The sequence below is a fragment of the Micromonospora sp. A202 genome (assembly GCF_006715105.1).
Lineage (GTDB): Bacteria > Actinomycetota > Actinomycetes > Mycobacteriales > Micromonosporaceae > Micromonospora > Micromonospora zamorensis.
The window spans coordinates 5,753,854-5,776,950 of sequence record NZ_VFMP01000001.1 but is presented as its reverse complement, the minus strand read 5'-3'; the positions used below and the strand labels follow the sequence as shown (position 1 = coordinate 5,776,950).

Annotated in this window: 19 protein-coding genes; 7 read left to right on the top strand and 12 right to left on the bottom strand. The window is 72.1% G+C overall.

The annotated features are described in order from the left end of the window. Positions 1 to 102: 102 nt before the first annotated feature. On the top strand, positions 103 to 1,053 hold the full coding sequence (locus FBZ33_RS26695) for a malate dehydrogenase (protein WP_088950131.1): 951 nt from the start codon (positions 103 to 105) through the stop codon (positions 1,051 to 1,053). Between the two features lie 165 nt (positions 1,054 to 1,218). Here FBZ33_RS26695 and FBZ33_RS26690 read toward each other — a convergent pair whose 3' ends face one another. Next, the gene (locus tag FBZ33_RS26690) at positions 1,219 to 2,025 is read right to left on the bottom strand and encodes an MBL fold metallo-hydrolase (RefSeq protein ID WP_141911099.1); all 807 of its coding nucleotides are present in this window, start codon (positions 2,023 to 2,025) and stop codon (positions 1,219 to 1,221) included. A 138-nt stretch (positions 2,026 to 2,163) separates the two neighbouring features. Here FBZ33_RS26690 and FBZ33_RS26685 point away from each other — a divergent pair, with 138 nt between their 5' ends. Beyond that, positions 2,164 to 3,381: an NADP-dependent isocitrate dehydrogenase gene (locus FBZ33_RS26685; RefSeq protein WP_091406326.1), complete on the top strand. Its 1,218-nt coding sequence runs from the start codon at positions 2,164 to 2,166 to the stop codon at positions 3,379 to 3,381. A gap of 369 nt (positions 3,382 to 3,750) precedes the next feature. Here FBZ33_RS26685 and galT read toward each other — a convergent pair whose 3' ends face one another. The 3 genes from galT to cysC form a co-directional block, all read right to left on the bottom strand. After that, positions 3,751 to 4,827 carry a galactose-1-phosphate uridylyltransferase gene (galT, locus tag FBZ33_RS26680; RefSeq protein ID WP_141911098.1) on the bottom strand — a complete coding sequence of 359 codons (1,077 nt, stop codon included), beginning with the start codon at positions 4,825 to 4,827 and terminating at the stop codon, positions 3,751 to 3,753. Further along, on the bottom strand, positions 4,824 to 5,648 hold the full coding sequence (locus tag FBZ33_RS26675) for a DeoR/GlpR family DNA-binding transcription regulator (protein ID WP_141911097.1): 825 nt from the start codon (positions 5,646 to 5,648) through the stop codon (positions 4,824 to 4,826). Before FBZ33_RS26675 ends, galT begins: the two co-directional genes overlap by 4 nt. 112 nt (positions 5,649 to 5,760) lie before the next feature. Beyond that, a complete protein-coding gene (gene cysC / locus FBZ33_RS26670; RefSeq protein WP_141911096.1) occupies positions 5,761 to 7,290 on the bottom strand; it encodes an adenylyl-sulfate kinase in 1,530 nt (509 codons plus the stop codon). A gap of 331 nt (positions 7,291 to 7,621) precedes the next feature. On the opposite strand from cysC, the gene FBZ33_RS26665 reads away from it, so the two are divergent. The 5 genes from FBZ33_RS26665 (at position 7,622) to FBZ33_RS26645 (ending at position 11,795) form a co-directional block, all read left to right on the top strand. After that, positions 7,622 to 8,536, top strand: coding sequence for an ABC transporter ATP-binding protein (locus FBZ33_RS26665; protein WP_088950126.1), 915 nt, complete (start codon positions 7,622 to 7,624; stop codon positions 8,534 to 8,536). Beyond that, positions 8,529 to 9,434: an ABC transporter permease gene (locus tag FBZ33_RS26660; protein WP_088950125.1), complete on the top strand. Its 906-nt coding sequence runs from the start codon at positions 8,529 to 8,531 to the stop codon at positions 9,432 to 9,434. Before FBZ33_RS26665 ends, FBZ33_RS26660 begins: the two co-directional genes overlap by 8 nt. Further along, on the top strand, positions 9,434 to 10,345 hold the full coding sequence (locus tag FBZ33_RS26655; protein ID WP_141911095.1) for an ABC transporter ATP-binding protein: 912 nt from the start codon (positions 9,434 to 9,436) through the stop codon (positions 10,343 to 10,345). The genes FBZ33_RS26660 and FBZ33_RS26655 overlap by 1 nt, the downstream gene beginning before the upstream one ends. 1 nt (position 10,346) lies before the next feature. Further along, a complete protein-coding gene (locus FBZ33_RS26650) occupies positions 10,347 to 11,057 on the top strand; it encodes an ABC transporter permease subunit (protein ID WP_099848524.1) in 711 nt (236 codons plus the stop codon). 87 nt (positions 11,058 to 11,144) lie between these two features. Then, positions 11,145 to 11,795: a hypothetical protein gene (locus FBZ33_RS26645; protein WP_247671908.1), complete on the top strand. Its 651-nt coding sequence runs from the start codon at positions 11,145 to 11,147 to the stop codon at positions 11,793 to 11,795. Between the two features lie 46 nt (positions 11,796 to 11,841). On the opposite strand, the gene valS is transcribed toward FBZ33_RS26645, so the two are convergent. From valS to FBZ33_RS26605, 8 genes are all read right to left on the bottom strand, one after another. Then, entirely contained in the window at positions 11,842 to 14,406 is a 2,565-nt protein-coding gene (valS, locus tag FBZ33_RS26640) for a valine--tRNA ligase (protein ID WP_141911094.1), read from the bottom strand. Between the two features lie 95 nt (positions 14,407 to 14,501). Continuing rightward, positions 14,502 to 16,382, bottom strand: a complete 1,881-nt coding sequence (locus tag FBZ33_RS26635; RefSeq protein WP_141911093.1) for an ABC transporter ATP-binding protein — start codon at positions 16,380 to 16,382, stop codon at positions 14,502 to 14,504. After that, positions 16,379 to 18,256 carry an ABC transporter ATP-binding protein gene (locus FBZ33_RS26630; RefSeq protein ID WP_141911092.1) on the bottom strand — a complete coding sequence of 626 codons (1,878 nt, stop codon included), beginning with the start codon at positions 18,254 to 18,256 and terminating at the stop codon, positions 16,379 to 16,381. Before FBZ33_RS26630 ends, FBZ33_RS26635 begins: the two co-directional genes overlap by 4 nt. Before the next feature lie 38 nt (positions 18,257 to 18,294). After that, on the bottom strand, positions 18,295 to 18,804 hold the full coding sequence (locus FBZ33_RS26625; RefSeq protein ID WP_141911091.1) for a methylated-DNA--[protein]-cysteine S-methyltransferase: 510 nt from the start codon (positions 18,802 to 18,804) through the stop codon (positions 18,295 to 18,297). Beyond that, complete coding sequence (locus FBZ33_RS26620; RefSeq protein ID WP_141911090.1) at positions 18,801 to 20,291, bottom strand: DNA-3-methyladenine glycosylase 2 family protein; 1,491 nt, start codon at positions 20,289 to 20,291, stop codon at positions 18,801 to 18,803. Before FBZ33_RS26620 ends, FBZ33_RS26625 begins: the two co-directional genes overlap by 4 nt. A 71-nt stretch (positions 20,292 to 20,362) precedes the next feature. Continuing rightward, positions 20,363 to 21,787: an FAD-binding oxidoreductase gene (locus FBZ33_RS26615; protein WP_141911089.1), complete on the bottom strand. Its 1,425-nt coding sequence runs from the start codon at positions 21,785 to 21,787 to the stop codon at positions 20,363 to 20,365. A 282-nt stretch (positions 21,788 to 22,069) separates the two neighbouring features. Next, on the bottom strand, positions 22,070 to 22,585 hold the full coding sequence (locus FBZ33_RS26610; RefSeq protein WP_141911088.1) for a hypothetical protein: 516 nt from the start codon (positions 22,583 to 22,585) through the stop codon (positions 22,070 to 22,072). Further along, positions 22,582 to 23,091: a SigE family RNA polymerase sigma factor gene (locus tag FBZ33_RS26605; RefSeq protein WP_141911087.1), complete on the bottom strand. Its 510-nt coding sequence runs from the start codon at positions 23,089 to 23,091 to the stop codon at positions 22,582 to 22,584. Before FBZ33_RS26605 ends, FBZ33_RS26610 begins: the two co-directional genes overlap by 4 nt. Between the last annotated feature and the right edge of the window lie 6 nt (positions 23,092 to 23,097).

Genomic DNA, 23,097 nt, shown 5'->3' with positions numbered 1-23,097 from the left:
CGTTCGCCCCATCCCGGCGATGGCCGCCGCCCCTGGCCTGATCGGTGCCAGGATGACTGATACGGTCCGGAAAACCGACTGGTATCAGGGAGTGGGACGACCATGGGTAAGAAGGTCACTGTCGTCGGGGCTGGCTTCTACGGCTCCACCACCGCACAGCGCCTGGCCGAGTACGACGTCTTCGACACCGTAGTGATCACCGACATCGTGGAGGGCAAGCCCGCGGGCCTCGCGCTCGACCTCAACCAGTCCCGGGCCATCGAGGGCTTCGAGACCAAGGTGGTCGGTGTCACCACCGGCCCCAACGGTGAGGGCTACGAGCAGATCGAGGGCTCCGACGTCGTCGTGATCACCGCTGGTCTGCCGCGTAAGCCCGGCATGAGCCGGATGGACCTGCTGGAGACCAACGCCAAGATCGTCCGCCAGGTCGCCGAGAACGTCGCCAAGTACGCCCCGAACGCCGTCGTCATCGTGGTCTCCAACCCGCTGGACGAGATGACCGCGCTGGCGCAGCTCGCCACCCAGTTCCCGAAGAACCGGGTGCTCGGCCAGGCCGGCATGCTCGACACCGCCCGGTTCAGCAACTTCGTCGCCGAGGCGTTGAACGTGCCGGTGGCGTCGGTACGCACGCTGACCCTGGGCTCGCACGGCGACACCATGGTCCCGGTGCCCTCCAAGAGCACCGTCAACGGCAAGCCGCTGCGTGACGCGATGCCGGCCGAGCAGATCGAGGAGCTGGTCGTCAAGACCCGCAACGGTGGCGCCGAGGTGGTCGCGCTGCTCAAGACTGGTTCGGCCTACTACGCCCCCTCCGCCGCCGCGGCTCGGATGGCGAAGGCCGTCGCCGAGGACTCGGGCGAGGTCATGCCGGTCTGCGCCTGGGTCGACGGCGAGTACGGCATCTCCGGTGTCTACCTGGGTGTCGAGGCCGAGATCGGCGCCGAGGGCGTCAAGCGGGTCGTCGAGACCGACCTGGACGCCGACGAGCGCGCCAGCCTCCTGGAGGCGGCCGAAGCCGTCCGCGCCAAGCAGGGTGACATCTCCAGCATGTAGTTCCCCCGAACCAGAACCACCCGAAGGGCCCGCCGGCAAACCGGCGGGCCCTTCCCCGTCCCCCGGGGCTCCCACCCCCCTGTCTGCGGTTGATCATGAGGTTGGCGGCAGTGATGGAGATCGAAAACCCCGTCAACCTCATGATCAACCAACTCGGAGGGTGGGTTAGGGGTGGGAAAGCGGGGTGAAGGGGGTGGCCAGGTGGGGGGTGGCCAGGACGGTGGGGGAGTGGGTGCGCAGGGCGGTTCGCCGGGAGGTGCGGGCCAGGTCCGGGTCCACCTCGTGGGCGTACGCCAGGTCGGGGTCGACGAGTTGCACGGCGTGCACCAGCAGGTCGCCGGTGACCAGCATCCGTTCGTCGGCCGAGGTCAGGAGCACCGACTGGTGGCCCGGGGTGTGGCCGGGGGTGGGCAGCAGTCGTACCGCCGGGGTGAGAGTGGTCTCGCCGTCGACCACCCGGAGCTGGCCAGCGGCGCGCAGGGGTGCGATCAGGCCGGCCGGCAGTCCGGGGTTGAGCGTCTCCGCCGCGTCCAGCTCGGCGCGCTGCACCAGATAGCTGGCGTTCGGGAAGTACGGCCGGCCCGGCGTGCCGGTGACGGCCCAACCGATGTGGTCGCTGTGCAGGTGGGTCAGCACCACGGTTTCGACGTCGGCCGGGTCGATGCCCGCCGCGGCCAGCTCGGCGGGCATCCGGCCGGGCACGGGCGCCCAGCTCGCGGCCGGCGCGTCGACGGGCCCGATCCCGGCGTCGACCAGGGTGACCGGCCCGTCGCCGGGGCGGATCGCAAAACTGCGGAACGGCAGCCACCACTGCCCGTCGGCGGTCACCGAGCCTGGGTCGCGCCGGTCGGCCTCCGCCCAATGCGCCGCCGTGGCCTGCGGGAACGCCTCCGCGCGGGGCTGGAAGAAGGCACCCTCACCGTCGGTGAGTGCGGTGACCGTGATAGACCCAAGGGTGCGGTTCAGTGGCATCGGGCGATGATTCCAGGGCATTCCTGTTCCGCGCAGCCCGGTTTCCGCCGGTCGGTCGAGGCCGGCTGGGGGCTGCCGGCCCAATTGCAGTACGCTCGTACTGCTTGAGCACGTGTCCCCCGAGAGGAGCGCCGGTCGATGGCGAAGATCAAGGTAAACAACCCGGTCGTTGAACTCGACGGCGACGAGATGACCCGGATCATCTGGAAGCAGATCCGGGAGCAGTTGATCCTGCCCTACCTCGACGTCGACCTGCACTACTACGACCTGTCGATCCAGCACCGCGACGAGACCGACGACCAGGTGACGATCGACGCCGCCAACGCCATCAAGGAGCACGGCGTCGGCGTCAAGTGCGCGACCATCACCCCGGACGAGGCCCGGGTCGAGGAGTTCGGCCTGAAGAAGATGTGGCGGTCGCCCAACGGCACCATCCGCAACATCCTCGGCGGCGTCGTCTTCCGTGAGCCGATCATCATGTCCAACGTGCCGCGGCTCGTCCCCGGCTGGACCAAGCCGATCATCATCGGCCGGCACGCCCACGGTGACCAGTACAAGGCCACCGACTTCGTCGTCCCCGGCCCGGGCACGGTGACCATCACCTACACCCCCGCCGACGGTGGCGCGCCGATGGAGATGGAGGTCGCCAACTTCCCCGGCGGCGGCATCGCCATGGGCATGTACAACTACGACGAGTCGATCCGGGACTTCGCCCGGGCGTCGTTCCGCTACGGGCTGGACCGCAACTACCCGGTCTACCTGTCCACCAAGAACACCATCCTCAAGGCGTACGACGGTCGGTTCAAGGACCTCTTCGCCGAGGTGTTCGAGGCCGAGTTCAAGGCCGAGTTCGACGCCGCCGGCATCACCTACGAGCACCGGCTGATCGACGACATGGTCGCCGCAGCGCTCAAGTGGGAGGGCGGCTACGTCTGGGCCTGCAAGAACTACGACGGCGACGTGCAGTCCGACACCGTCGCGCAGGGCTTCGGCTCGCTGGGTCTGATGACCTCCGTCCTGCTCTCCCCGGACGGTCGTACCGTCGAGGCCGAGGCCGCCCACGGCACTGTCACCCGGCACTACCGGCAGTACCAGAAGGGTGAGAAGACGTCGACCAACCCGATCGCGTCGATCTACGCCTGGACCCGGGGTCTGGCCCACCGGGGCAAGCTGGACGGCACGCCGGCGGTCACCGAGTTCGCCAACACCCTGGAGCAGGTCATCGTCGACACCGTCGAAGGCGGCCAGATGACCAAGGACCTCTCGCTGCTCATCTCGCGGGACGCCCCGTGGCTGACCACCGACGAGTTCATGAACGCGCTCGACGAGAACCTGGCCCGAAAGATCGCCGCCTGATCCAGGCGTACCGCATCATCGGAGCCCGCCGGCGTCTCAGCCGGCGGGCTTCGGCGTGTCCGGGGCTGACGCGCCGAGGGTCGTCACCGCCGTCGGCGCGCCTCGTTGACCAGGATGGACGAGATGCCAGTCGCGTCCAGGAAGGTTGACCTCGGTCGACCCGCGGCAACCGTGCGCCGATCAGCCAGCCTTCCCGGCTGTGCCGTGCACAGCCAGCCGTCCCTTCCCTGCGGGGGGCCCTGTCCCGGGCCCCCCGCGCCCTGTTTCGCAGCGCTCAGCGCGGGGGTTTCGCAGCGCTCACCGCGGGGTTTCGCAGCGCTCAGCGCGGGGTTTCGCAGCGCTCACTGCAGGGCGGGAAAGCAGCGCGGCTCAGGCGGCGCGCAGCAGCTCGGCGGCGCGTTCCGGGGAGATGTCGTTGATGAAGACACCCATCCCGGACTCGGAGCCCGCCAGATACTTCAGCTTGTCCTTGGCGCGTCGGATGCTGAACAGCTGAAGGTGCAGGTGGCCGAGCTCCCGGTCGATGCGCACCGGCGCCTGGTGCCAGGCCGAGATGTACGGCATCGGCATGTCGAACAGGCCGTCGAAGCGGCGCAGCAGATCCAGGTAGAGCGGCCCGAAGGCGTCCCGCTCGCTGTCGCTGAGCGCCGGGATGTCCGGCACCACCCGGCGCGGCGCGACGTGCACCTCGAATGGCCAACGGGCCGCCGCCGGGACGAACGCCGTCCAGTGTTCGTTCTCGGTGACCACCCGGTCGCCGGTGGCGCGCTCGGCGGCCAGCACGTCCGCGTACAGGTTGCCCCCGCCGGTCCGCTCGGCGTGCCGGCGGGCCGCGGCCAGCAGCGCGCGGGTGCGCGGCGTCACGAAGGGGTACGCGTAGATCTGCCCGTGCGGGTGGTGCAGCGTGACGCCGATTTCGACGCCCCGGTTCTCGAAGCAGAAGACCTGCTCCACGCCGGGCAGGTCACCGAGCACCTCGGTGCGGTCTGCGAGCGCGTCCAGCACCGTGCGGACCCGGCGCGGGGGCAGGCTGGCGAAGGACGCGTTGTGGTCCGAGGTGAAGCAGACCACCTCGCACCGCCCGAGGCCCGGCCGGACCGACGTGAACGGGGTGATCTGCCCGGGCTCGTCGGCGACCCGGCCGCTCAGCGACGGGAACCGGTTCTCGAAGACCACCACGTCGTAGTCGGGCGCGGGGATCTCGGTCAGCCGGTCGCCCACCGACGGGTCGAGCGGGCACTCGTTCGCCGGCGGGAGGAAGATGCGGGTCTGCCGGTGCACGGCGACCGCCACCCACTCGTCGGTCAGCGGGTCGTAGCGCAGTTGGGACGCGGGAGGCGGCGGCGGCAGGTCGCGGCGGTCCGGCTGGTCGCGGACGGCGTCGTCGCGCTCGTCGAAGTAGATCAGCTCCCGGCCGTCGGCCAGGTCGATCGCTGTGCGCTTCACGGCGCCGTCCCCTCACTCGTCGGCGTGCGCGTCGCGCGGCCCGCCCCTGTTGCCTTCACCATGATCAATTCGCCCACGTGTTCGCCGAGTACCCGTCGGGCGGGCGGAGGCAACCGGTCGTCGCTGACCAGTACGTGTGCGGCGGCCAGCTCGACGATCGAGGAGATGCCCACCGTGCCCCACTTGGTGTGGTCGGCGAGCACCACCAACCGGTCCGCCGCGGCCACGAGCGCCCGGTCGGTCTCCGCCTCCATGAGGTTCGGGGTGGTGAAGCCGGCCCGCTCGGTGATGCCGTGCACGCCCAGGAAGAGCAGATCCAGGTGCAGCGACCGGACCGCACCGACCGCGAGTGGACCGACCAGCGCGTCCGACGGTGTGCGTACGCCGCCGGTGAGCACCACCGTCTGGTCCGGTCGACCTCCGGCGTGCAGGATCTCGGCCACCGGCAGCGAGTTGGTCACCACTGTCAGGCCGGGCACGTCCACCAACCTCCGGGCCAGCTCGGCGGTGGTGGTGCCGGCGGAGAGGGCGACCGCCGCGCCCGGCCGGACGAGCTGGGCGGCCCGGTCCGCGATGGCGGCCTTCTCGGGCAGCTGGCGGACCGACTTGGCGTGGAACCCCGGCTCGTCGGTCGACCCCGGCCCGGCTGTGGTGGCGCCGCCGTGCACCTTGGCCAGCAGGCCGCGCTCGTGCAGCGCCTCCAGGTCACGGCGGATGGTCATGTCGGAGACACCGAACTCGGTGGCCAGCTCGCTCACCCGGACGCCGCCGGTCGACCGGACCCGCTCCAGGATGGCCACCTGCCGCTGCTGAGCGAGCATTGCCGTGCCTCCCGGGGGTCCCCGTACTCTCACGCGGTCAAACGTGTTCCAACAAAGATGAACACTAGCGCGTAGCGGGCAGCTGTGGAAGGAACGGGGGCACGGCGACGCCTCAGGCGGAGGCGATCTTCAGCTCCACCCAGCCGGTCTCGGTCAGGTGGTGCAGCACCGCCTGCACCGCGTCCGGGACGCTCAGGTCGGTGGTGTCGAGCACCAGGTCGGCGTCGGTCGGCTCCTCGTACGGGTCGTCGATGCCGGTCATCCCGGTGAGCAGGCCCGCCCGCGCCCGCGCGTACAGGCCCTTGCGGTCGCGCCGCTCGCACACCTCCAGCGGGGTGGCGACGTGCACCAGCACGAAACCCGCACCGGCGGCCAGGGCCATCTCCCGGGCAGTGGCGCGGGCGGCCGCGTACGGGGCGATCGGGCAGCAGATGCCCACCCCGTGGTGCCGGGCGACCTCGGCGGCCACCCAGCCGATCCGTCGGACGTTGAGATCCCGGTCGGCCTTGCTGAAGCCCAGCCCGGCGGAGAGTTCCCGCCGCACCACGTCCCCGTCGAGCAGTGTCACGGTCCGGTCGCCGCTCTCGCGCAACGCGTCCGCCAACCCTCGGGCGATCGTCGACTTGCCGGAACCGGAGAGGCCGGTCATGAAGACCACCAGCCCTCGGTGCCGGCGCGGCGGCCGGGCCCGGGCCAGCTCCCTCGCCACGGCTGGCGGGGTGTGCCACTCCGGCAACGGGAAACCCCGGTCGAGCAGGTCGTCGATCTCCTGCTGGGTCAACGCGAGCCGGCGGTTGCGCGGTGGGATGTCCTCCCGCCAGCGCCACTGCCCGTCCCGGTTGTCGTACGCCAGCTCGCGCGGCACCAGCACCCGCAGCCCGGCACCGGAGAGCATCTCGCCGGTGGAGAGCAGGTGCGTGACCCCGTACGAGGCGGAGACCCGCGCGCGCAGCAGCGCGTCGCTGATCTCCTCCTGTCGGTGCGACAACGGCACCGCGACCAGGGTGGCGGGCGGCATCCGGTCGCGGGCGGCGAAGACGGCGCGTACCAGCGCCTCCGGCGGGAGCCCGCCGACGCCACCCTCACCGACCGGGATCATCACGAGCAGGTGCGCGGCCAGGGTGCGGGCGGCATGGGCGATCTGGGCGAGCTGCGGACGATGCAGCGGCCGATCGGCGACGACGCCGAGCACCCGGCCCGGGGGCAGCAGCGCGCGGACCTCTTCCGGGCTGCGGCGCAGCCGTTGGAACGGGCCGTGACCACCGTCGCCCAGTCGTCGGACCTGGCCGCCGACCCCCGCCACGCCCTCGCGGACCGGCCAGACGTCCGCCACGTCCAGGGCAGCCGTCGGGGCGCCCTCGCCGTCGGTGAGCACCAGCGCCCGACGGGCCGGGTCGCGCGGATCGAAACTCTGCGCCAGGGCGGCCGGCACCTGGAGGGTCACCGCGACCTGCCACGGCGAGCCGTCGGCCAGCCGGCCGCGTCGGCTCACCGAGACCAGGTCAGCGCGGGTCATGAAGCCGTTCAGAGGGGCGTACGCGCCGGTCAGCAGCAGCTCCAGATCCGCGAGCTCACCCGGACGTGGCGTGTACGCCGGTGCGTCCCGCAGCACCTCGTCGGGCAGCACCCAGCTGTTGCTCATCCACACCCCCCACTCGCTGACCGGCACACAGTTTCGCAGCCGACCGCCGATCGGTCGAGGGCGCCACTCCACGACCTCGACGGGCCGGAGCAGCGCCGGATCCGCCAGCGCTCACTGACGACCGCCCGATTACTGCCCGTTGAACGGAACGTGAATCGTCCCACCCCCGATGGGCTTTTTCTGAGGCGGGGTGGCGCCGGGCGCGGGACTGCGGAAAAACCTCCCCAGCAGCAGGGCAGGGGACCTTAGGGGTCCGCTACGCCAAGGATCAGGGAAGCGCCGGGGGCGCGCCGGTGTCTCAGGCAGGCCCGCACTCCCTACGCTGGGCACCGTGACACTGATCGCGACCCAGTCGCTCACCAAGACGTACGGAGGTCGGGTCACCGCGCTCGCCGACCTCACCGTCGCCGTCGAGCCCGGGATCATCGGCCTGGTGGGCGCGAACGGCGCCGGTAAATCCACCTTGATCAAGATTCTGCTCGGCCTGATCGCACCAACCAGCGGTCAGGTCTCGGTGCTCGGCATCGACCCGACCGCAGACCCGGCGGCTGTCCGCAACCGGGTCGGCTACATGCCGGAGCACGACTGCCTCCCACCGGACCTGTCCGCCGCCGAACTGGTCACCCATCTTGGCCGGATGAGCGGCCTGCCCCGCACCGCGGCTCGCGAGCGGGCCTCGGAGGCGCTACGGCACGTGGGGCTCTATGAGGAGCGCTACCGCCCGGTCGGTGGCTACTCGACCGGCATGAAGCAGCGGGTCAAGCTGGCCCAGGCGCTGGTGCACGACCCCGACCTGCTGCTGCTCGACGAGCCGACCAACGGCCTTGACCCGGCCGGCCGCGACGCCATGCTGGCCCTGGTGCACCGGATCGGCACCGAGTTCGGCATCTCCGTGCTGGTGTGCTCGCACCTGCTCGGGGAGGTGGAGCGGATCTGCGACACGTTGATCGCCATCGACGGCGGCAAACTGCTGCGCGCCGACCACATCTCCGCGATGACCTCGGCCACCGACGTGCTCGCCGTCGAGGTGAGCGAGGGCACCGAGGAGCTTGCCGCCCGGCTCGCCGAGCTCAAACTGCCGGTGGCGCGGGACGGGCGACTGCTCCTCGTGCCACTCGCCGACGACGGCACCTACGACCTGATCCTCGGCGCGGTCGCCGAACTGGACCTGCCACTGCACCGACTGGACCAGCGCCGGCACCGGGTGGCCGAACTCTTCGCCACGAGGGAGCTCTCCCATGCCTGAGCCGACCGCCTCCGCCGTGCGCCCCGCGCCGACAGGCGTCATCCACGACATCGGCTACCAGCGCTACGAGGGCCCGAGGCTGGGCCGCCGGCAGGTCTTCGGCGCCCTCTACCTGCACGGGTTGCGCACCGCGTTCGGGTTCGGGCGCAGCGCCAAGGCCAAGATCTTCCCGTGGCTGGTGGTCGGCATCGTCTCCCTGGTCGCGGTGGCCCTGGCCGCGGTACGCAGCCAGATCGGCGAGCCGGTCGCCACGTACGCCCAGTTCGCCGACGCGATGAGCTGGCTTGTCATCTTCTTCGTCGCTGTCGTCGCTCCGGAGTTGGTCTCTCGGGACCTGCGCAGCGGTGTGCTGCCGCTGTACTTCTCCCGGCCGCTGCCGCGCAGCGACTACGCGCTGGCGAAGCTGCTGGCGCTGGTCACCGCCCTCTGGCTGCTGCTCGGCGGGCCACAGCTGCTGATGTTCCTGGGTGCCGCCTTCACCACCAAGCAGGGCATGCGCGGGGTGTGGAACGAGTTGCTCGACCTGCTGCCCGGGCTGCTCTACGCCGGGCTGTGGGCGGTGGTCTTCGCCTCGGTCGGGCTGCTGGTCGCCTCGCTGACCGGCAAGCGCGCCTTCGCCGCCGGTGGGGTGGTGGCGGTCTTCCTGATGACCACCCCGATCGTCGGGGTGCTGAGCATCCTGCCGTCGCGCGCCGCCAACGAGCTGGCCGGGCTGGCCTCGCCCTCCACGCTGGTGCAGGGGGTGGGCATCTGGTCGCTGGGTGACCTGCTGGTCGAGGGCGATCCGGGCGAGATGATGATCGGCGGGTTCGGCCCGGTCTACGCCCTGGCCGCGGTGCTGTTGGTCGCCGGCGCGACCGCCCTCCTGCTGGCTCGCTACCGGAAGGTCGCCTCCTGATGAGCACGCTGAGCCTGACCGGGGTGTCCCGGTGGTACGGCAACGTGGTCGCGGTCAACGACATCAGCATGGCCCTGGGGCCGGGCGTGACCGGGCTGCTCGGCCCGAACGGCGCCGGCAAGACCACCCTGCTGCACATGATGGCCGGCTTCCTGTCCCCGTCACGCGGCACGGTCACGCTCGACGACGAGCCGACCTGGCGCAACCCCGACGTCTACCGGCGGCTGGGGCTGGTCAGCGAGCGGGAGGCGGTGCAGGGCTTCCTCACCGCGTACGAGTTCGTGCATGCCAGCGCGAAGCTGCACCGGCTGCCCGACCCGGCGGCGGCGACCCGGCGGGCGATCGACCTGGTGGAGCTGGAGTCGGCGCAGGACCGCCGGATCGGCACGTACTCCAAGGGCATGCGACAGCGGGCCCGGGTGGCCGCCGCGATGGTGCACGACCCGCAGGTGCTGTTGCTCGACGAGCCGTTCAACGGGATGGACCCGCGCCAGCGGCTGCACATGATGGAGCTGCTGCACAGCCTGGGCGACGCCGGCCGGACGATCCTGTTCAGCTCGCACATCCTGGAGGAGGTCGAGCAGGTCTCCGGGACGGTGCAGGTGATGGTGGCCGGGCGGTTGGCGGCCTCCGGCGACTTCCGGACCATCCGTCGGTTGATGACCAATCGCCCGCACGTGTTCGCGGTGCGGTCGACGAACGACAGGGCGCTGGCCGTCGCGCTGATCGCCGAGCCGTCGGTGAGCGGAGTCGAGCTGGACCCGACGGGCCTGACCGTGCGCGCCGGTGACTATGGCGCCTTCACCCGGGCGCTACCCCGGATCGCGCTCAAGCAAGGCATCCGGGTGCGCCAGCTGGTGCCGTCCGACGAGTCTCTGGAGAGCGTCTTCTCCTACCTGGTGGAGGCCTGACATGTCGACCATTACCTGGATCACCGCACGCGGGCTGTTCGGCCGGCGTCGGTTCCTGCTGCTGCTCCCGTTGCCGTTGGTGCTGCTCGGGCTGGCAGTGCTCTGCCGGTCGCTGGGGGTGGACCCGGGCGAGTGGGGGCCTCCGGTGCTGGTCGGCCTCGGGCTGGCCGTGGTGCTGCCGGTGGTCGCGCTGATCATCGGCACCGGCGTGCTGGGCGCCGAGATCGACGACGGCACTGTGGTGCACATCCTGACCAAGCCGCTGCCGCGCTGGCAGATCGTGCTGCCGAAGCTCGCGGTGGCCGCCGGGGTCACCGCGGCCACCGTGGTGGTGCCGCTCTACGTCGCGGGCGTGCTGGCCGCTTCGGTACGCCTCGGACTGGCACTGGCGGTCGCTGCGGCGCTCGGCGCGCTGGCGTACTCGGCGTTGTTCCTCGCCCTCAGTCTGGTCACCAGGCGGCCGGTGCTGCTCGGCCTGGTCTACGTGCTGATCTGGGAGGGGCTGCTGGGCAACTTCGTCAGCGGCACCAAGGTGCTCTCCATCCAGCAGTACGTGATCGCCCTCGCCGACCGGCTCGCCCCCACCGGGCTGCTGGAGACCAGCGTGTCGGTGCCGGTGGCGTCGGTGATGACCGCTCTGGTCAGTGTCGGTTTCACAGTGCTGGCCATCGACCGTCTGCGCTCGTTCAGCGTGGCCGGCGAGACGAGCTGACACCGGTGCGAAGCGCTGTTCCGGCCAGCCCCCGCCTGGCGGTAGGGCTGGCCGGATGGACCGGTCAGGCCACCTCAGGCCAGGCTGATGGGCGTGAGCGTCGAAGCGGAGCAGACGTCGTTGGCTGAGCCGTACTCCCGGAGCAGCCGGCCATGGCTGACCAGTCTGGCCGTCGCCGGGCTGGCCTGCGCCACGGTCGCCACGGCCGCTCAGGGCACCGGCCAGTTCCACTGGTGGGCCGTGTTCATCCTGATCCCGGCCGCCCTGATCGCGGCCAGCGGCGGGCCGTTGCTGGCCCGGGGTGGTGGCCGGGCGTTCGCCGGTTACATGCTCGCCTGCATCGGCACCCTGGTGTTCGCGGTGGGCGCGCTGCTGATGTTCGGCGTGATGGGGCGGGGTTGGCCCCTGCTGGTGGTGCTGCCCTGTCTGGCGGTCGCCGGCACCTACTACTGGCGGGCGGCCCACCCGCTGGCCCGTGGCCTGCACCGGGCGGTGGCCCTGCTCGCGCTGACCGGCGCCCTGCTCGGTCTGACGCTGCAACTGATCCGGGTGGACCTGATCGACCTGGAGACCGGCTGGTGGGGTGCGTTCCTGATGCTGGCCGGGGCCATCGTGCTGGGCAACGCGGGCGAGCTGACCCGGCACCGGATGCCGTACCGCCTCCAGGCGATCACCCTGCTGGTGGGGCCCGCGGTGGTCGCGTTCCTGCTCGGGCTGCGCTTCCTGCGCGGTTGGTGACACCGGTCCGCCGCCGCCTCGGGGGGTGGGCGGCGGCGGACACGGGTCAGAAGGCGCAGGCGATCACCAGCTCCGGGGTGCGGTCGGGGAGCAGGTCGAGCTTGCCGATCCGGCCGGCTGCCCGCAGGTCGTCGGCGACCAGGGTGAGCTGTTCCAGGAGCGCCGCCGGGCCGAGCGCCTCGGCCAGCGGCACCTCCGCCCTCATCGACAGCTTCCGCTCCGACTTGGCCCGCCGCACCTGGCTCAACGCGTCGCCGGCGAGGCGCAGCAGCGCCGGGTCACCCGACCCCTCGATCGTCCGGGCCACCTCGTAGGTGGTGGGCCACGGCGCACGGTGCACCGAGCCGTACCGCCACCACGACCAGACCTCCTCGGTCACGTACGGCAGGAACGGGGCGAACAGTCGCAGCTGCACCGACAGCGCCGAGGCCAGCGCCGCCCGCGCCGAGTCGGCCCCCGCACCGGTGCCATAGGCGCGTTCCTTGACCAGCTCGATGTAGTCGTCGCAGAACCGCCAGAAGAACGCCTCGGTGGCCTGCAACGCCGCCGTGTGGTCGTACGAGTCGAAGGCGGTGCTGGCGGCGGTGACCACGGTGGCCAGCTCGGCGAGCATGGCCCGGTCCAGCGCACTGGTCGCCGGTGCGCGTAACGCGTCCGCCGCACCCAGCCCGAGCGCGAACTTGGACGCGTTGAGCAGCTTGGTTGCCAGCCGCCGGCCGATCTTGATCTGTGCCGGGTCGTAGGCCAGATCCATGCCGGGCTTGCCGCTGGCCGCCCAGTAGCGCACCGCGTCCGAGCCGTGCTGCTCCAACAGCGCCAGCGGGGTGACCACGTTGCCCTTGGCCTTGGACATCTTCTTGTGGTCCGGGTCGAGGATCCAGCCGGAGAGCACGGTGTCCCGCCAGGGCAGCACCCCGTGCTCGAAGTGCGACCGGACCACTGTGTCGAAGAGCCAGGTCCGGATGATCTCCTGCCCCTGGGGGCGGAGGTCCATCGGGAAGACCGTGGCGAACAGGTCCGGGTCGGTCTCCCAGCCGCCGACGATCTGCGGGGTCAACGACGAGGTGGCCCAGGTGTCCAACACGTCCGGGTCGCCGATGAAGCCACCCGGACGGCCACGCTGCGACTCGTCGTAGCCGGGCGCCGGATCGCTGGATGGATCGACTGGCAGCGCGGACTCGTCCGGCGTGAGAGGGTGGGACCAGTCCGGCTCGCCAGTGTCGTCGAGCCGGTACCAGACCGGCACCGGCACCCCGAAGAAGCGCTGGCGACTGACCAGCCAGTCCCCGGTCAGGCCGCCCACCCAGTTGTCGTAGCGGTGCTTCATGTGCCCCGGCACCCAGTGCAGCTCCCCGCCCCGGGCCAGCAGCGTCGCCCGGAGCTCGGCATCCCGGCCGCCGTTGCGCAGATACCACTGTCGAGTCGAGACGATCTCCAGTGGCCGGTCGCCGCGTTCGTAGAACTTGACCGGGTGGGTGATCGGGCGCGGCTCACCGATCAGGTCACCCGCGTCGGCCAGCATCCCGACGATCTCCCGGCGGGCGCCGTTGACGGTCTGCCCGGCCAGCGCCGCGTACGGCTGGGCCGGCACCCCGGCCGGCGGCTCGGGCAGCAGACGGCCGTCCCGGCCGATCACCACCCGGGTGTCCAGTTGCAGCTCACGCCACCAGGTCACGTCGGTCAGGTCACCGAACGTGCAGACCATCGCGACGCCGGTGCCCTTGGCCGGGTCGGCGAGGGGGTGGGAATAGACCGGCACCTCGACGGCGAACAACGGGCTGCGCACCGTGCCGCCGACCAGGTCGGCGTACCGCTCGTCGTCGGGGTGACAGACCAGCGCCACGCAGGCCGGCAGCAGCTCGGGTCGGGTGGTGTCGATGAGCACCTCACGCCCGTCGGGCGTGGCGAACCGCAGCCGGTGGTACGCGCCGGGGCGCTCCCGGTCCTCCAACTCCGCCTGGGCGACCGCGGTGGCGAAGCCGACGTCCCAGAGCGTCGGTGCCTCCGACTGGTACGCCTCGCCCCGCAGCAGGTTGCGCACGAAAGCCCGCTGACTGGTGGCCCGGGCGACCCGGCCGATCGTCGTGTAGGTCAACGACCAATCCACCGAGAGCCCGAGCCGCCGCCACAACGCCTCGAACACCTGCTCGTCGGTGACCGTCAGTCGTTCGCACAGCTCGATGAAGTTGCGTCGGGAGATCGGGGTGGGGTCACGGCGGGCCGCGTCGTCGACCGGGGCCGCCGGTGGCCGCCACACCGGGTCGTACGCCAGCGCCGGATCGCAGCGCACCCCGTACACGTTCTGCACGCGCCGCTCGGTGGGCAGGCCGTTGTCGTCCCAGCCCATCGGGTAGAAGACGGCCTTGCCGCGCATCCGCTGGTAGCGCGCGACGGTGTCGGTGTGCGTGTACGAGAAGACGTGCCCCATGTGCAGCTCGCCCGATACGGTCGGCGGCGGGGTGTCGATGGCGTACACGTCCTTACGCTCTTTCGAGCGGTCGAACGCGTACGTGCCCTCCTCCTGCCAGCGGCGTGCCCAGCTCTTCTCGAGCCCGTCCAGGGTCGGACGCTCGGGAACGCCGGCGCGGGCCGTCCTCGCCGTTTCGGTCATCATGCGATCGTAGGCACCTCCCGGGTGCCCGGCCACGTAGTTGCCGCCGAACACACCGGCGGGCAGACGGGCGGGCATCGACCGGGGACAGGCAGTCAGATCAGCGAGTCGCGCCACTGCCGGTGCAGGGCCGCGTACCGGCCGTCGGCCTCGGCCAGCACGGCGGGCGGGCCGTCCTCGACGACCTTGCCGTCGTCGAGGACCAGCACCCGGTCGGCGGTTTCCACAGTGGAGAGCCGGTGCGCGATCACCAGGGCGGTGCGGTCGCGCAGGATGGTGCCGAGGGCCCGCTGCACCAGCCGCTCGGTCGGCACGTCCAGCGACGACGTGGCCTCGTCCAGGATCAGCACTGCCGGGTCGGCCAGGAAGGCCCGGGCGAACGCGACGAGCTGCCGTTGCCCGGCGGAGAGTCGGCCGCCGCGCCGGTGCACCTGGGTGGCGTACCCCTCAGGCAGTGCGGCGATGAAGCTGTGCGCGCCGATCGCCCGCGCCGCGGCCTGGACCTCGGCGTCGTCCGCGCCCGGGCGACCGAATCGGATGTTCTCCGCGACTGTCCCACTGAACAGGTGGTTCTCCTGCGTCACCAGCACCACCGCCCTGCGCAGGTCGGCGTCGCGCACGTCGCGCAGGTCGACCCCGTCCAGCCGTACCGTGCCGGTGTCCGGGTCGTGGAACCGGGCGACCAGCTTGGCGATGGTCGACTTGCCCGCGCCGGTCGGCCCGATCAGCGCCACGGTCTGCCCGGCCGGCACGGTCAGCTCCAGCTCGGCGAGGATCGGCGTGTCCGGGCGGTAGCCGAAGGACACCGCCCGGAAGGTCAGCTCACCGCGACCGGGACCGGTCGGCAGCGGGGTGGGTCGGGCCGGCTCGGCGACGGCCGGTCGTTCGTCGAGCACCCCGGCCAGCTTCTCCAGAGCCGCGGTGGCCGACTGGAGCGAGTTGTAGAACTGGCTCAGCTCCTGCATCGGCTCGAAGAAGCGGCGCAGGTAGAGCAGGAACGCGGCGAGCACCCCGACCTCGGTCTGCCCGCCGAGCACCCGCCAACCGCCGTAGCAGAGCACCACCGCCACTGTGATGTTGCCGATCAGCTTGATCGCGGGCGAGTACGTGGCGATCAGCCGGAACGCGTGCAGGCTGGTGCGGCGGTAGTCGTCGCCGAGCGCCACGAAGATCCGTTGGTTGCGCGGCTCCCGGCGGAACGCCTGCACCGCCCGGATGCCCCGCATCGACTCGACGAAATGCACGATGACCAGCGCGACAGCGTCCCGGGTCCGCCGGTACGCGCTGGCCGAGGACCGGGCGAACCAGCGGGAGATCCAGAACAGGAACGGGAAGGCGAGCAGCGTCACGGCGGCCAGCGGCAGGTCCAGCCAGAGCAGGATGGCGGCCACCGACAGGATGGACAGCCCGGCCAGCACCAGGCTGTCGATCCCGCCGTCGACCAGTTCGGCGATCGAGTCCAGGTCACTGGTGAGCCGGGAGACCATCCGGCCGGAGGTGTAGCGCTCGTGGAAACCCACCGACAGCCGCAGGAAGTGCCCGAACACCTGCTGCCGCAGGTCCAGCAGGACGGCCTGGCCGATGCGCGCGGAGAGGGTGAGGAACCCGCGACGGGCCACGTACTCGATCACCGAGGCCGCCGCGAACGCCCCGGCGACGGCGACCAACGGGCCGGGGTCGCCAGCCCGCAGCGGCGGGATGGCCCGGTCGATGCCGATCATGACCAGGTACGGGCCGGCCATCGCCGCGGCGTTCTGGGCCAGCAGGAGGCCGACCGCGACGGTGAGTCGCCCCCGGTGCGGGCGCAGCAGGTTGGCCAGCAGGACCCGGCTGAGCCGGCGTAGCCGGGCTACCGCCTCGGGCGCGGTGTCCTCGGCCCGGCTCCGGTCGGCCTCCGGGTCGGTGGCGGTTCCGCGCCAGCGGGTGAGTTCGGGCTCCTCCTCGGGCGGTGGGTCGGCCTGCTTCGGGACGGTCACGAGTGCACCAGCCCCCAGCCGTCGGAAGCGGACGGGCTCGACCCGGTGGCTCCGGACGACGGCGGGTGCCCGACGGACGGCTCGCCGGTCCTGGGTGGCGGTTCGGCGGCGAGCAGCGCCCGGTAGGCCGGCGTTGTGGCGAGCAGCTCGGAGTGCCGGCCGATCGCGGTGATCCGGCCGTCCTGGAGCAGCGCCACCCGGTCGGCCAGCGCGATCGTCGACGGCCGGTGCACGACCAACAGCGCGGTGCTGTCGCGCAGGACCCGACGCAGCGCCGCCTCGACCAGTGCCTCGGTGTGCACGTCGAGCGCGGACAGCGGGTCGTCCAACACCAGCACCGGCGGCCGGCCGAGCACGGCGCGCGCCAACGCGAGCCGCTGCCGTTGCCCGCCGGAGAGGGACAGCCCCTGCTCACCCACGCGGGTGGCCAACCCCCACGGCAGGTCGTAGGCGAAGTCGGCCTGAGCCAGCGCGAGAGCGGCGCGTACGTCGTCGTCGCCGGCGTCCGGGTGACCCAGGGTGAGGTTCTCGCGGACCGACATGGAGAACAGCGTGGGTTCCTCGAACGCCACCCCGACCAGCCGGCGCAGCGAGGCCAGTCGCAGCTCGCGCAGGTCGTGCCCGTCGAGGGTGATCCGGCCGGCGGTGACGTCGTGCAGCCGGGGCACCAGGGACAGCAGTGTGCTTTTGCCGGACCCGGTGGCCCCGACCAGGGCCAGCGTCTCACCCGGCTCGATGGTCAGGTCGATCTCGTGCAGCACCGGCGCGGTGGCACCCGGGTAGCTGAACGCGACGCGCTCGAAGCGGAGCCGCCCGTGGACCGCGTCGCGGGGGAGCGCGAGCGCGCCGGGGGAGTCCACGATCCGGGGTGGGGTGTCCAGCACCTCCTGGATCCGGTCGGCGGCGGTGGCTGCCTCCTGGCCGTTGGCGATGATCCAACCCAGCGACTGCACCGGCCAGATGAGCATCAGTTGGAGGCTGACGAACGCGACCAGCTCGCCGATGGTGAGCGCGCCTCCGGCGGCGGCGGCCGCCCCGGCCACCAGCACCACGCCCAGGGTCACGTTCGGCACCAGGTCGAGCAACGCCGAGGTGTTGGCCAGCAGCCGACCCTTGCCGACGCCCGTGTCGTGCAACCTCCGGGCCCCACCGGCGAAGCGGGCGGCGAGTTCGGGCCCCCGGCCGTACGCCTTCATGGTGCGCAGGCCCTGCGCGGTCTCCTCGACCAGGGTCGCCACGTCGCCCTGCTGGTCCTGCATCCGTCGGGACGCGGCGTGGTAGTGCCGCCCGAACCGGCGACTGATCAGCAGCAGTGGCACCGCGCTGGCCGCCACAAGCACCCCGAGTGCCGTGTGCAGGTTGATCAGCAGCACCACCACGACCACGTAGGTGGTCAGGTTGAGCACCAGGAAGAACACGCCGAAGGAGAGGAACCGGCGGATCACCGACAGGTCGCTGGTGATCCGGGAGAGCAACTGCCCGGACTGCCAGCGGTCATGGAAGCTCGTCGGCAACCGTTGCAGGTGGGCGTAGACGTCGGCGCGCAGCGCCGCCTCCATGCCCACCGCCGAGGAGGACTGCACCCACCGGCGGATGAAGATGAGCACCGCCTCGGCCACGCCGAGCAGCAGCGCCAGGCCCCCGAGCTGGAGCAGCCCGGCAGGTTCGTGGCGGGCCACCGGCCCGTCCACCACCCGCTGCACGACCAGCGGTACGGCGATCCCGGCCGCCGTGCCGGCGAGCCCCGCGAGGAGCAACCAGGCGAACTCAGCCGCGTACGGGCGCAGGTAGGGGCGCAGCCGCCAGAGGTTGTGCACGGGGTGGCTGCCCGCGGCGACCCGGGCGGCCGGGTCGCCGTCGCTCTCCACAGGCACTACCAGACGGTAGCGTCTAACAGGTGTCGATGCCTCTGTCAGCTTGCTGTCAAGCGCCGCTCATGACCGAGAAGCCACTTCTTCACGTCCAGCCCCCAGCGGTAACCGCCGAGCGTCCCGTCGGTGCGGAGCACCCGGTGGCAGGGCACGAACAGTGCCGCCGCGTTCCGGGCGCAGGCTGCGGCGGCGGCCCGCACCGCCGGTGGCCGGCCGGCCAGTGCCGCGTACCCGGTGTAGGTGACCGGGGTGCCCGGCGGCACCTCACGCAGCACCTGCCAGGCGTGCGCCATGAACTCTCCGCCGGTGAGCTGACGGACCGGCACCGTGTCGATGGCGGCGAGGTCGCCGTCCAGGTAGGACCGGACTGCCGTGCTCACCGGGCCGAGGTCGGCCAGCTGTCGCAGTGGCGCCCGCAGGGTGGGGTGGACCAGGGGCAGCAGCGCCGCCGGGTCCGGGGTGAAGCCGGCCGCCCGTACGTCGCCGTCCGGGCCGATGAGGATGCTCAGCGGGCCGGTCGGTGTGCTCAGGACGGTGCTGTCAATGGTCATGCCGCTCTCCAGAGTCTGATCGTGGCGTAGGACCGCCAGGGACGCCAACGGTCGGCGTACCCGTCGAGGGTTTGTTGGGTGTCCGGCAGGCCGAGCGCGGCGGCGCCGCGCCGGACCGCGAGGTCGGTGCTGAGCAGGATGTCGGGGTCGCCGAAGGCGCGCATGGCCAGGTAGTTGGCGGTCCACGGGCCGATGCCGGGCAGGGCGAGCAGCCGCCGCACGGCTTCCTCCCGATCCACCCCAGGCGCCAGGTCGACCGTCCCGTCGGTGACGGCCCGCGCCAGCCCTCGCAAGGTCTCCCGCCGCCCCACCGGCATCCCGAACCCGGAGTCCGGCACGCCCAGCAGCTCGTCGGCGCTCAAGAACCCCCGCAGCCCGCCCTCGCCGCGTTGATCATGAGGTTGGCCTGGAGTTTGATCTCCATCGGCCTCGTCAACCTCATGATCAACGGGGTCATGGGCGGCCAGGAGGCGGGTCAGGGTCTTTTGGGCTGCGGTTACCGAGATCTGTTGGCCGATGACGGCACGGACGGCCATTTCGAAGCCGTCCACCGCGCGGGGCACCCGAATGCCGGGCTCGGCGGCGACCGCCGGCGCCAGCGCCGGGTCCGCCGCGAGCGTGCCGTCGATCGCCACCGGGTCCGCGTCCAGGTCGAGCAGCCGGCGACAGCGGGCCACAGCGGGTGCCAGGTCGCGCAGGTCGGTCAGCCGCAGCGTCGCCGCCACGTGCCCGTCCGCCGGGGTCAGCGCCACCTCGCCGGTGCCGTGTGGCAACCGCAGACCCCGGTGGTACGTCCCGTCGCGAACCTCCTCCACGCCGGGCAACGCCCGCACCGTGAGGAAGTCCAGCAGCGCCCGGGCGTGCAGCGGCGGGCGGTACGCCAGCCGGAGCGCGATGGTCCCCGCCCCGACCGCCGCCTGCTGGCGCCCACGGGCCGCGCGCAGGTCGGACGGGGCGCTCGCGTACACCTCGCGGAGCGTGTCGTTGAACTGCCGCACGCTGCCGAAGCCCGCGGCGAACGCGATCTCGGCCATCCCGAGGTCGGTCGTCTCGATCAGGATCCGGGCGGTCTGCGCTCGCTGGGCCCGGGCCAGCGCCAGCGGCCCGGCGCCCATCTCGGCGCTCAGCATCCGGTGCAGGTGCCGTTCGGTGTAGCCCAGACGGGAGGCCAACCCCGGTACGCCATCCCGGTCGATCACGCCGTCCGCGATCAACCGCATCGCCCGGCCGACCACGTCGGCGCGGATGTCCCACTGCGGCGAGCCGGGAGCGGCGTCGGGCCGGCAGCGGCGACAGGCGCGCAGCCCGGCACCCTGCGCCGCGGCGGCGGACGGGAAGAACCGGACGTTCTTCCGCTTCGGCGTGATCGCCGGACAGGACGGCCGGCAGTAGATGCCGGTGGACGTCACGCCGGTGTAGAACCAGCCGTCGAACCGCTGGTCACGGCTGTCCACAGCCCGGTAACACCGCTCGAAGTCCATCTCCATGTCACCGATGATGCCCCGCTCGGTGCGTCGTCGGCTGGCGGGAATCGGACCTCGGCGTACGCCCGGCGTGGTCAGCGGCGACGCCGGTGAGGCTGGCCGGACCGGGCGGACTGCCCGGCGCGGCTGGGCTGGCCGGAGCGGGCCTGCTGGCCTGCGCGGGTGGACTGGCCGGACCGGTTGGGTTGGCCGGTCAGCAGGGCCGACCGGAACACGCCGTCCGGGTCGTAGCGCTTCCACAGCCGCCGCACCCGGGCCCCGGTCTCGCCCGGGTAGATCCGGGCGAACGCGGCCGGGTCCGGTCGGCTCTCGAAGTTGACGTACGCGCCGTCGGCGCGGGCACCGACGGCCCGCCAGACCGCGTCCAACGCCCCGGCGCCCTGCGGCGGGAAAACCGACGCGACCACCATCGTGTTCTGGTGGCGATGGGAGTACGCGGTCGCGTCGGGCGCGACGTCGTTGACCGCCCCACCCAACGAGCGGAGTTGGACCACCGCCCGCCCCGGCCCGGTCACCGCTCGCGTCACGGCCCGCGCGCCGGCGTCGTCCAGCCCGGTGAACAGACCGTTGGTGGTCGTGCCCCGCTGCTGCCCGATGTTCGGGTGCAGGTGCGCGGTCGGCACCAGCGTCGGGTAGGGCAGCAGGTCGGTCCGGTGTTCGAGCACCTTGCCGATGGCGAGCAGTGGCTCCACCGCCGGTCGGGCCCGGCGCAGGCTCTCGGCGGCAACCACGGCGGTGATGGACATGAGGACCGAGCGACCCTCGGCGTACACCACGGCGGCCGCGGACAGCTCCCGTGGGGCCTGCGCGAGGTAACTCGTCCACTCCCGGATGGTGCGACCGTCCGGGTGCGCCTCGACGACCAGCTGCGCCACGCCGACGTTGCGCTGCTCGGCCGCTTCGACCTCGAAGGCCACCACGATCCCCGCGCCTGCTCCGGCACCCCGGACCAGCCAGAACAGCTCCGGCTCGTGCGAGGCGTCGGCACGCACCAGCGTCCCGTCGGCGAGCACCACCTCGACCGCGCGGACGCGGTCGATGGTGAGGCCGTGGGCACGGACCAGCCACCCCACACCGCCGCCGGTGGCCAGGCCGCCGACGCCCACGCCGCCGTAGTCACCCGAGCTGACCACCAGGCCGTACGGGGCCAGCGCCTTCGCGACGTTCGCCCAGCGGGCACCGGCCTCGATGCGGACCAGCCCGGCCCGCTCGTCGAGGACCTGCACCCGGTTGAGCATGGACAGGTCGATGACCACGCCACCGTTGTTGGACGACGCCCCGGAGAAGCCGTGCCCGCCGCTGCGGACGGCGATGGGCAGCCGCTGTTCCCGCGCGTACCGGAGCGCGTCGACCACCTGCGCGGTGGTCTTCGGCAGCAGGACGGCGGCCGGCGACGCCGACGTGGTGTACGTCGAGCGCAGTTGCGCGTACCGGCGGTCGCCGGGTGTGACGATCTGCCCCCGGAGGGAGTCGGGCACCCGGGCCATGGCGGTGGTCATCGCTGCCCCTGAGCCGCTCGGCCGTCGTGGTCGGTCATGGCCCCAGGATGAGCGGGCATGCCGGCCCCGACAAACTCGGTGGACCGATGCGTCGTGTTCGCCAGCACGCGCGGCGCTCGCCGGTACGGGGAGCGCCGCGCGATGGTGACCGGGATCTCCGACCGATTCCCTGCCCTGCGGCTCACGGACGTCAATTGCGTCGTGGCACCGCCGGGGCCGGAGATGACCGTGGGGCGGCCGGTCAGGCCGGTGCCGGGACGCCGCCGGCCTGACCGGTCCTGCTCATCCGGACGGGGTCGGACTGACAGTGGGCCGGCCCGGTACGCCGGGTGGGCCTCCCGGAACCGGGGTGACAGTGGGCCGGCCCGGTACGCCGGGTGGGCCTCCCGGAACCGGGGTGACAGTGGGCCGGCCCGGTACGCCGGGTGGGCCTCCCGGAACCGGCGTGACCGTCGGTCGGCCCGGCACGCCGGGCGGGCTCGGCACCGCTGTGGGGTCGGCGGGGCTTGGTGTGACGATCGGCACGCCGGGCGGCGGCCCGGACGGGACGGGGACGGCTGCCGGGCCCGCCGGGCTCGGCGCAGCTGGCGGAGGCCCGTCCGAGCCGCTCGCGGCCAGGGCGATCGGCGTCGCGATCAGGATCGCCGCGAGCGTGCCCACCGCCCCCATGGTCACCGTGGCGCGGCGTCTGTTGCGGACCCGCCGTTCCGCTCGGTTCAACTGGTCATGCACGATCGGTGCCTCCTCGGCCAGGTCGGTGAGGGTGGAGCGGATGAGGCTCTCGAAGGGATCGATCATCGCCGTACCTCCAGCAACTCGATCTCCGGCAGCAGGTCGCGCAGGCGCTTGACCGCCCGGTGCGCACGGCTGCGGACGGTGCCCACCGAGCAACCGAGCAGCTCGGCCACCCGGGCTTCGGGCAGGTCCTCGTAGTAGCGCAGGACCACCACCGCCCGCTGCGCCGGTGGCAGGTGGCGCAGCGCGGCACGCATCGCCAGCCGTACGTCGGAGCCACCGCTCGGGTCGGCGCCAACGGGCTCGTCGGCCGGGTTGAGCGGCGTCTCCCGCCGTCGGCGAAGTCGCCGCCACCAGCTGATCTGCTCGCGGTACATCACCACGCGGAGATACCCCTCGGGATCGGCGTGCCGGATGGTCTCCCACTTCGGGATGGTTCGCGCCAACGCCGACTGGAACAGGTCCTCGGCGGCGTTGCGGTCCCCGGTCAGCAGGTACGCGACCCGCATCAACGCCGGTGTCCGGCTGCCGACGAACTCGGCCAGCCGAGCGCGTTCGTCCTCGTCCACCCACCA

Coding starts and splice junctions, on each gene's coding strand:
- FBZ33_RS26695 (WP_088950131.1), top strand. CDS start 103: ATGGGTAAGAAGGTCACTGTCGTCGGGGCTGGCTTCTACGGCTCCACC.
- FBZ33_RS26690 (WP_141911099.1), bottom strand. CDS start 2,025: ATGCCACTGAACCGCACCCTTGGGTCTATCACGGTCACCGCACTCACC.
- FBZ33_RS26685 (WP_091406326.1), top strand. CDS start 2,164: ATGGCGAAGATCAAGGTAAACAACCCGGTCGTTGAACTCGACGGCGAC.
- FBZ33_RS26675 (WP_141911097.1), bottom strand. CDS start 5,648: ATGCTCGCTCAGCAGCGGCAGGTGGCCATCCTGGAGCGGGTCCGGTCG.
- cysC (WP_141911096.1), bottom strand. CDS start 7,290: ATGAGCAACAGCTGGGTGCTGCCCGACGAGGTGCTGCGGGACGCACCG.
- FBZ33_RS26660 (WP_088950125.1), top strand. CDS start 8,529: ATGCCTGAGCCGACCGCCTCCGCCGTGCGCCCCGCGCCGACAGGCGTC.
- FBZ33_RS26655 (WP_141911095.1), top strand. CDS start 9,434: ATGAGCACGCTGAGCCTGACCGGGGTGTCCCGGTGGTACGGCAACGTG.
- FBZ33_RS26650 (WP_099848524.1), top strand. CDS start 10,347: ATGTCGACCATTACCTGGATCACCGCACGCGGGCTGTTCGGCCGGCGT.
- FBZ33_RS26645 (WP_247671908.1), top strand. CDS start 11,145: ATGGGCGTGAGCGTCGAAGCGGAGCAGACGTCGTTGGCTGAGCCGTAC.
- valS (WP_141911094.1), bottom strand. CDS start 14,406: ATGACCGAAACGGCGAGGACGGCCCGCGCCGGCGTTCCCGAGCGTCCG.
- FBZ33_RS26625 (WP_141911091.1), bottom strand. CDS start 18,804: ATGACCATTGACAGCACCGTCCTGAGCACACCGACCGGCCCGCTGAGC.
- FBZ33_RS26620 (WP_141911090.1), bottom strand. CDS start 20,291: ATGGAGATGGACTTCGAGCGGTGTTACCGGGCTGTGGACAGCCGTGAC.
- FBZ33_RS26615 (WP_141911089.1), bottom strand. CDS start 21,787: ATGACCACCGCCATGGCCCGGGTGCCCGACTCCCTCCGGGGGCAGATC.
- FBZ33_RS26610 (WP_141911088.1), bottom strand. CDS start 22,585: ATGATCGATCCCTTCGAGAGCCTCATCCGCTCCACCCTCACCGACCTG.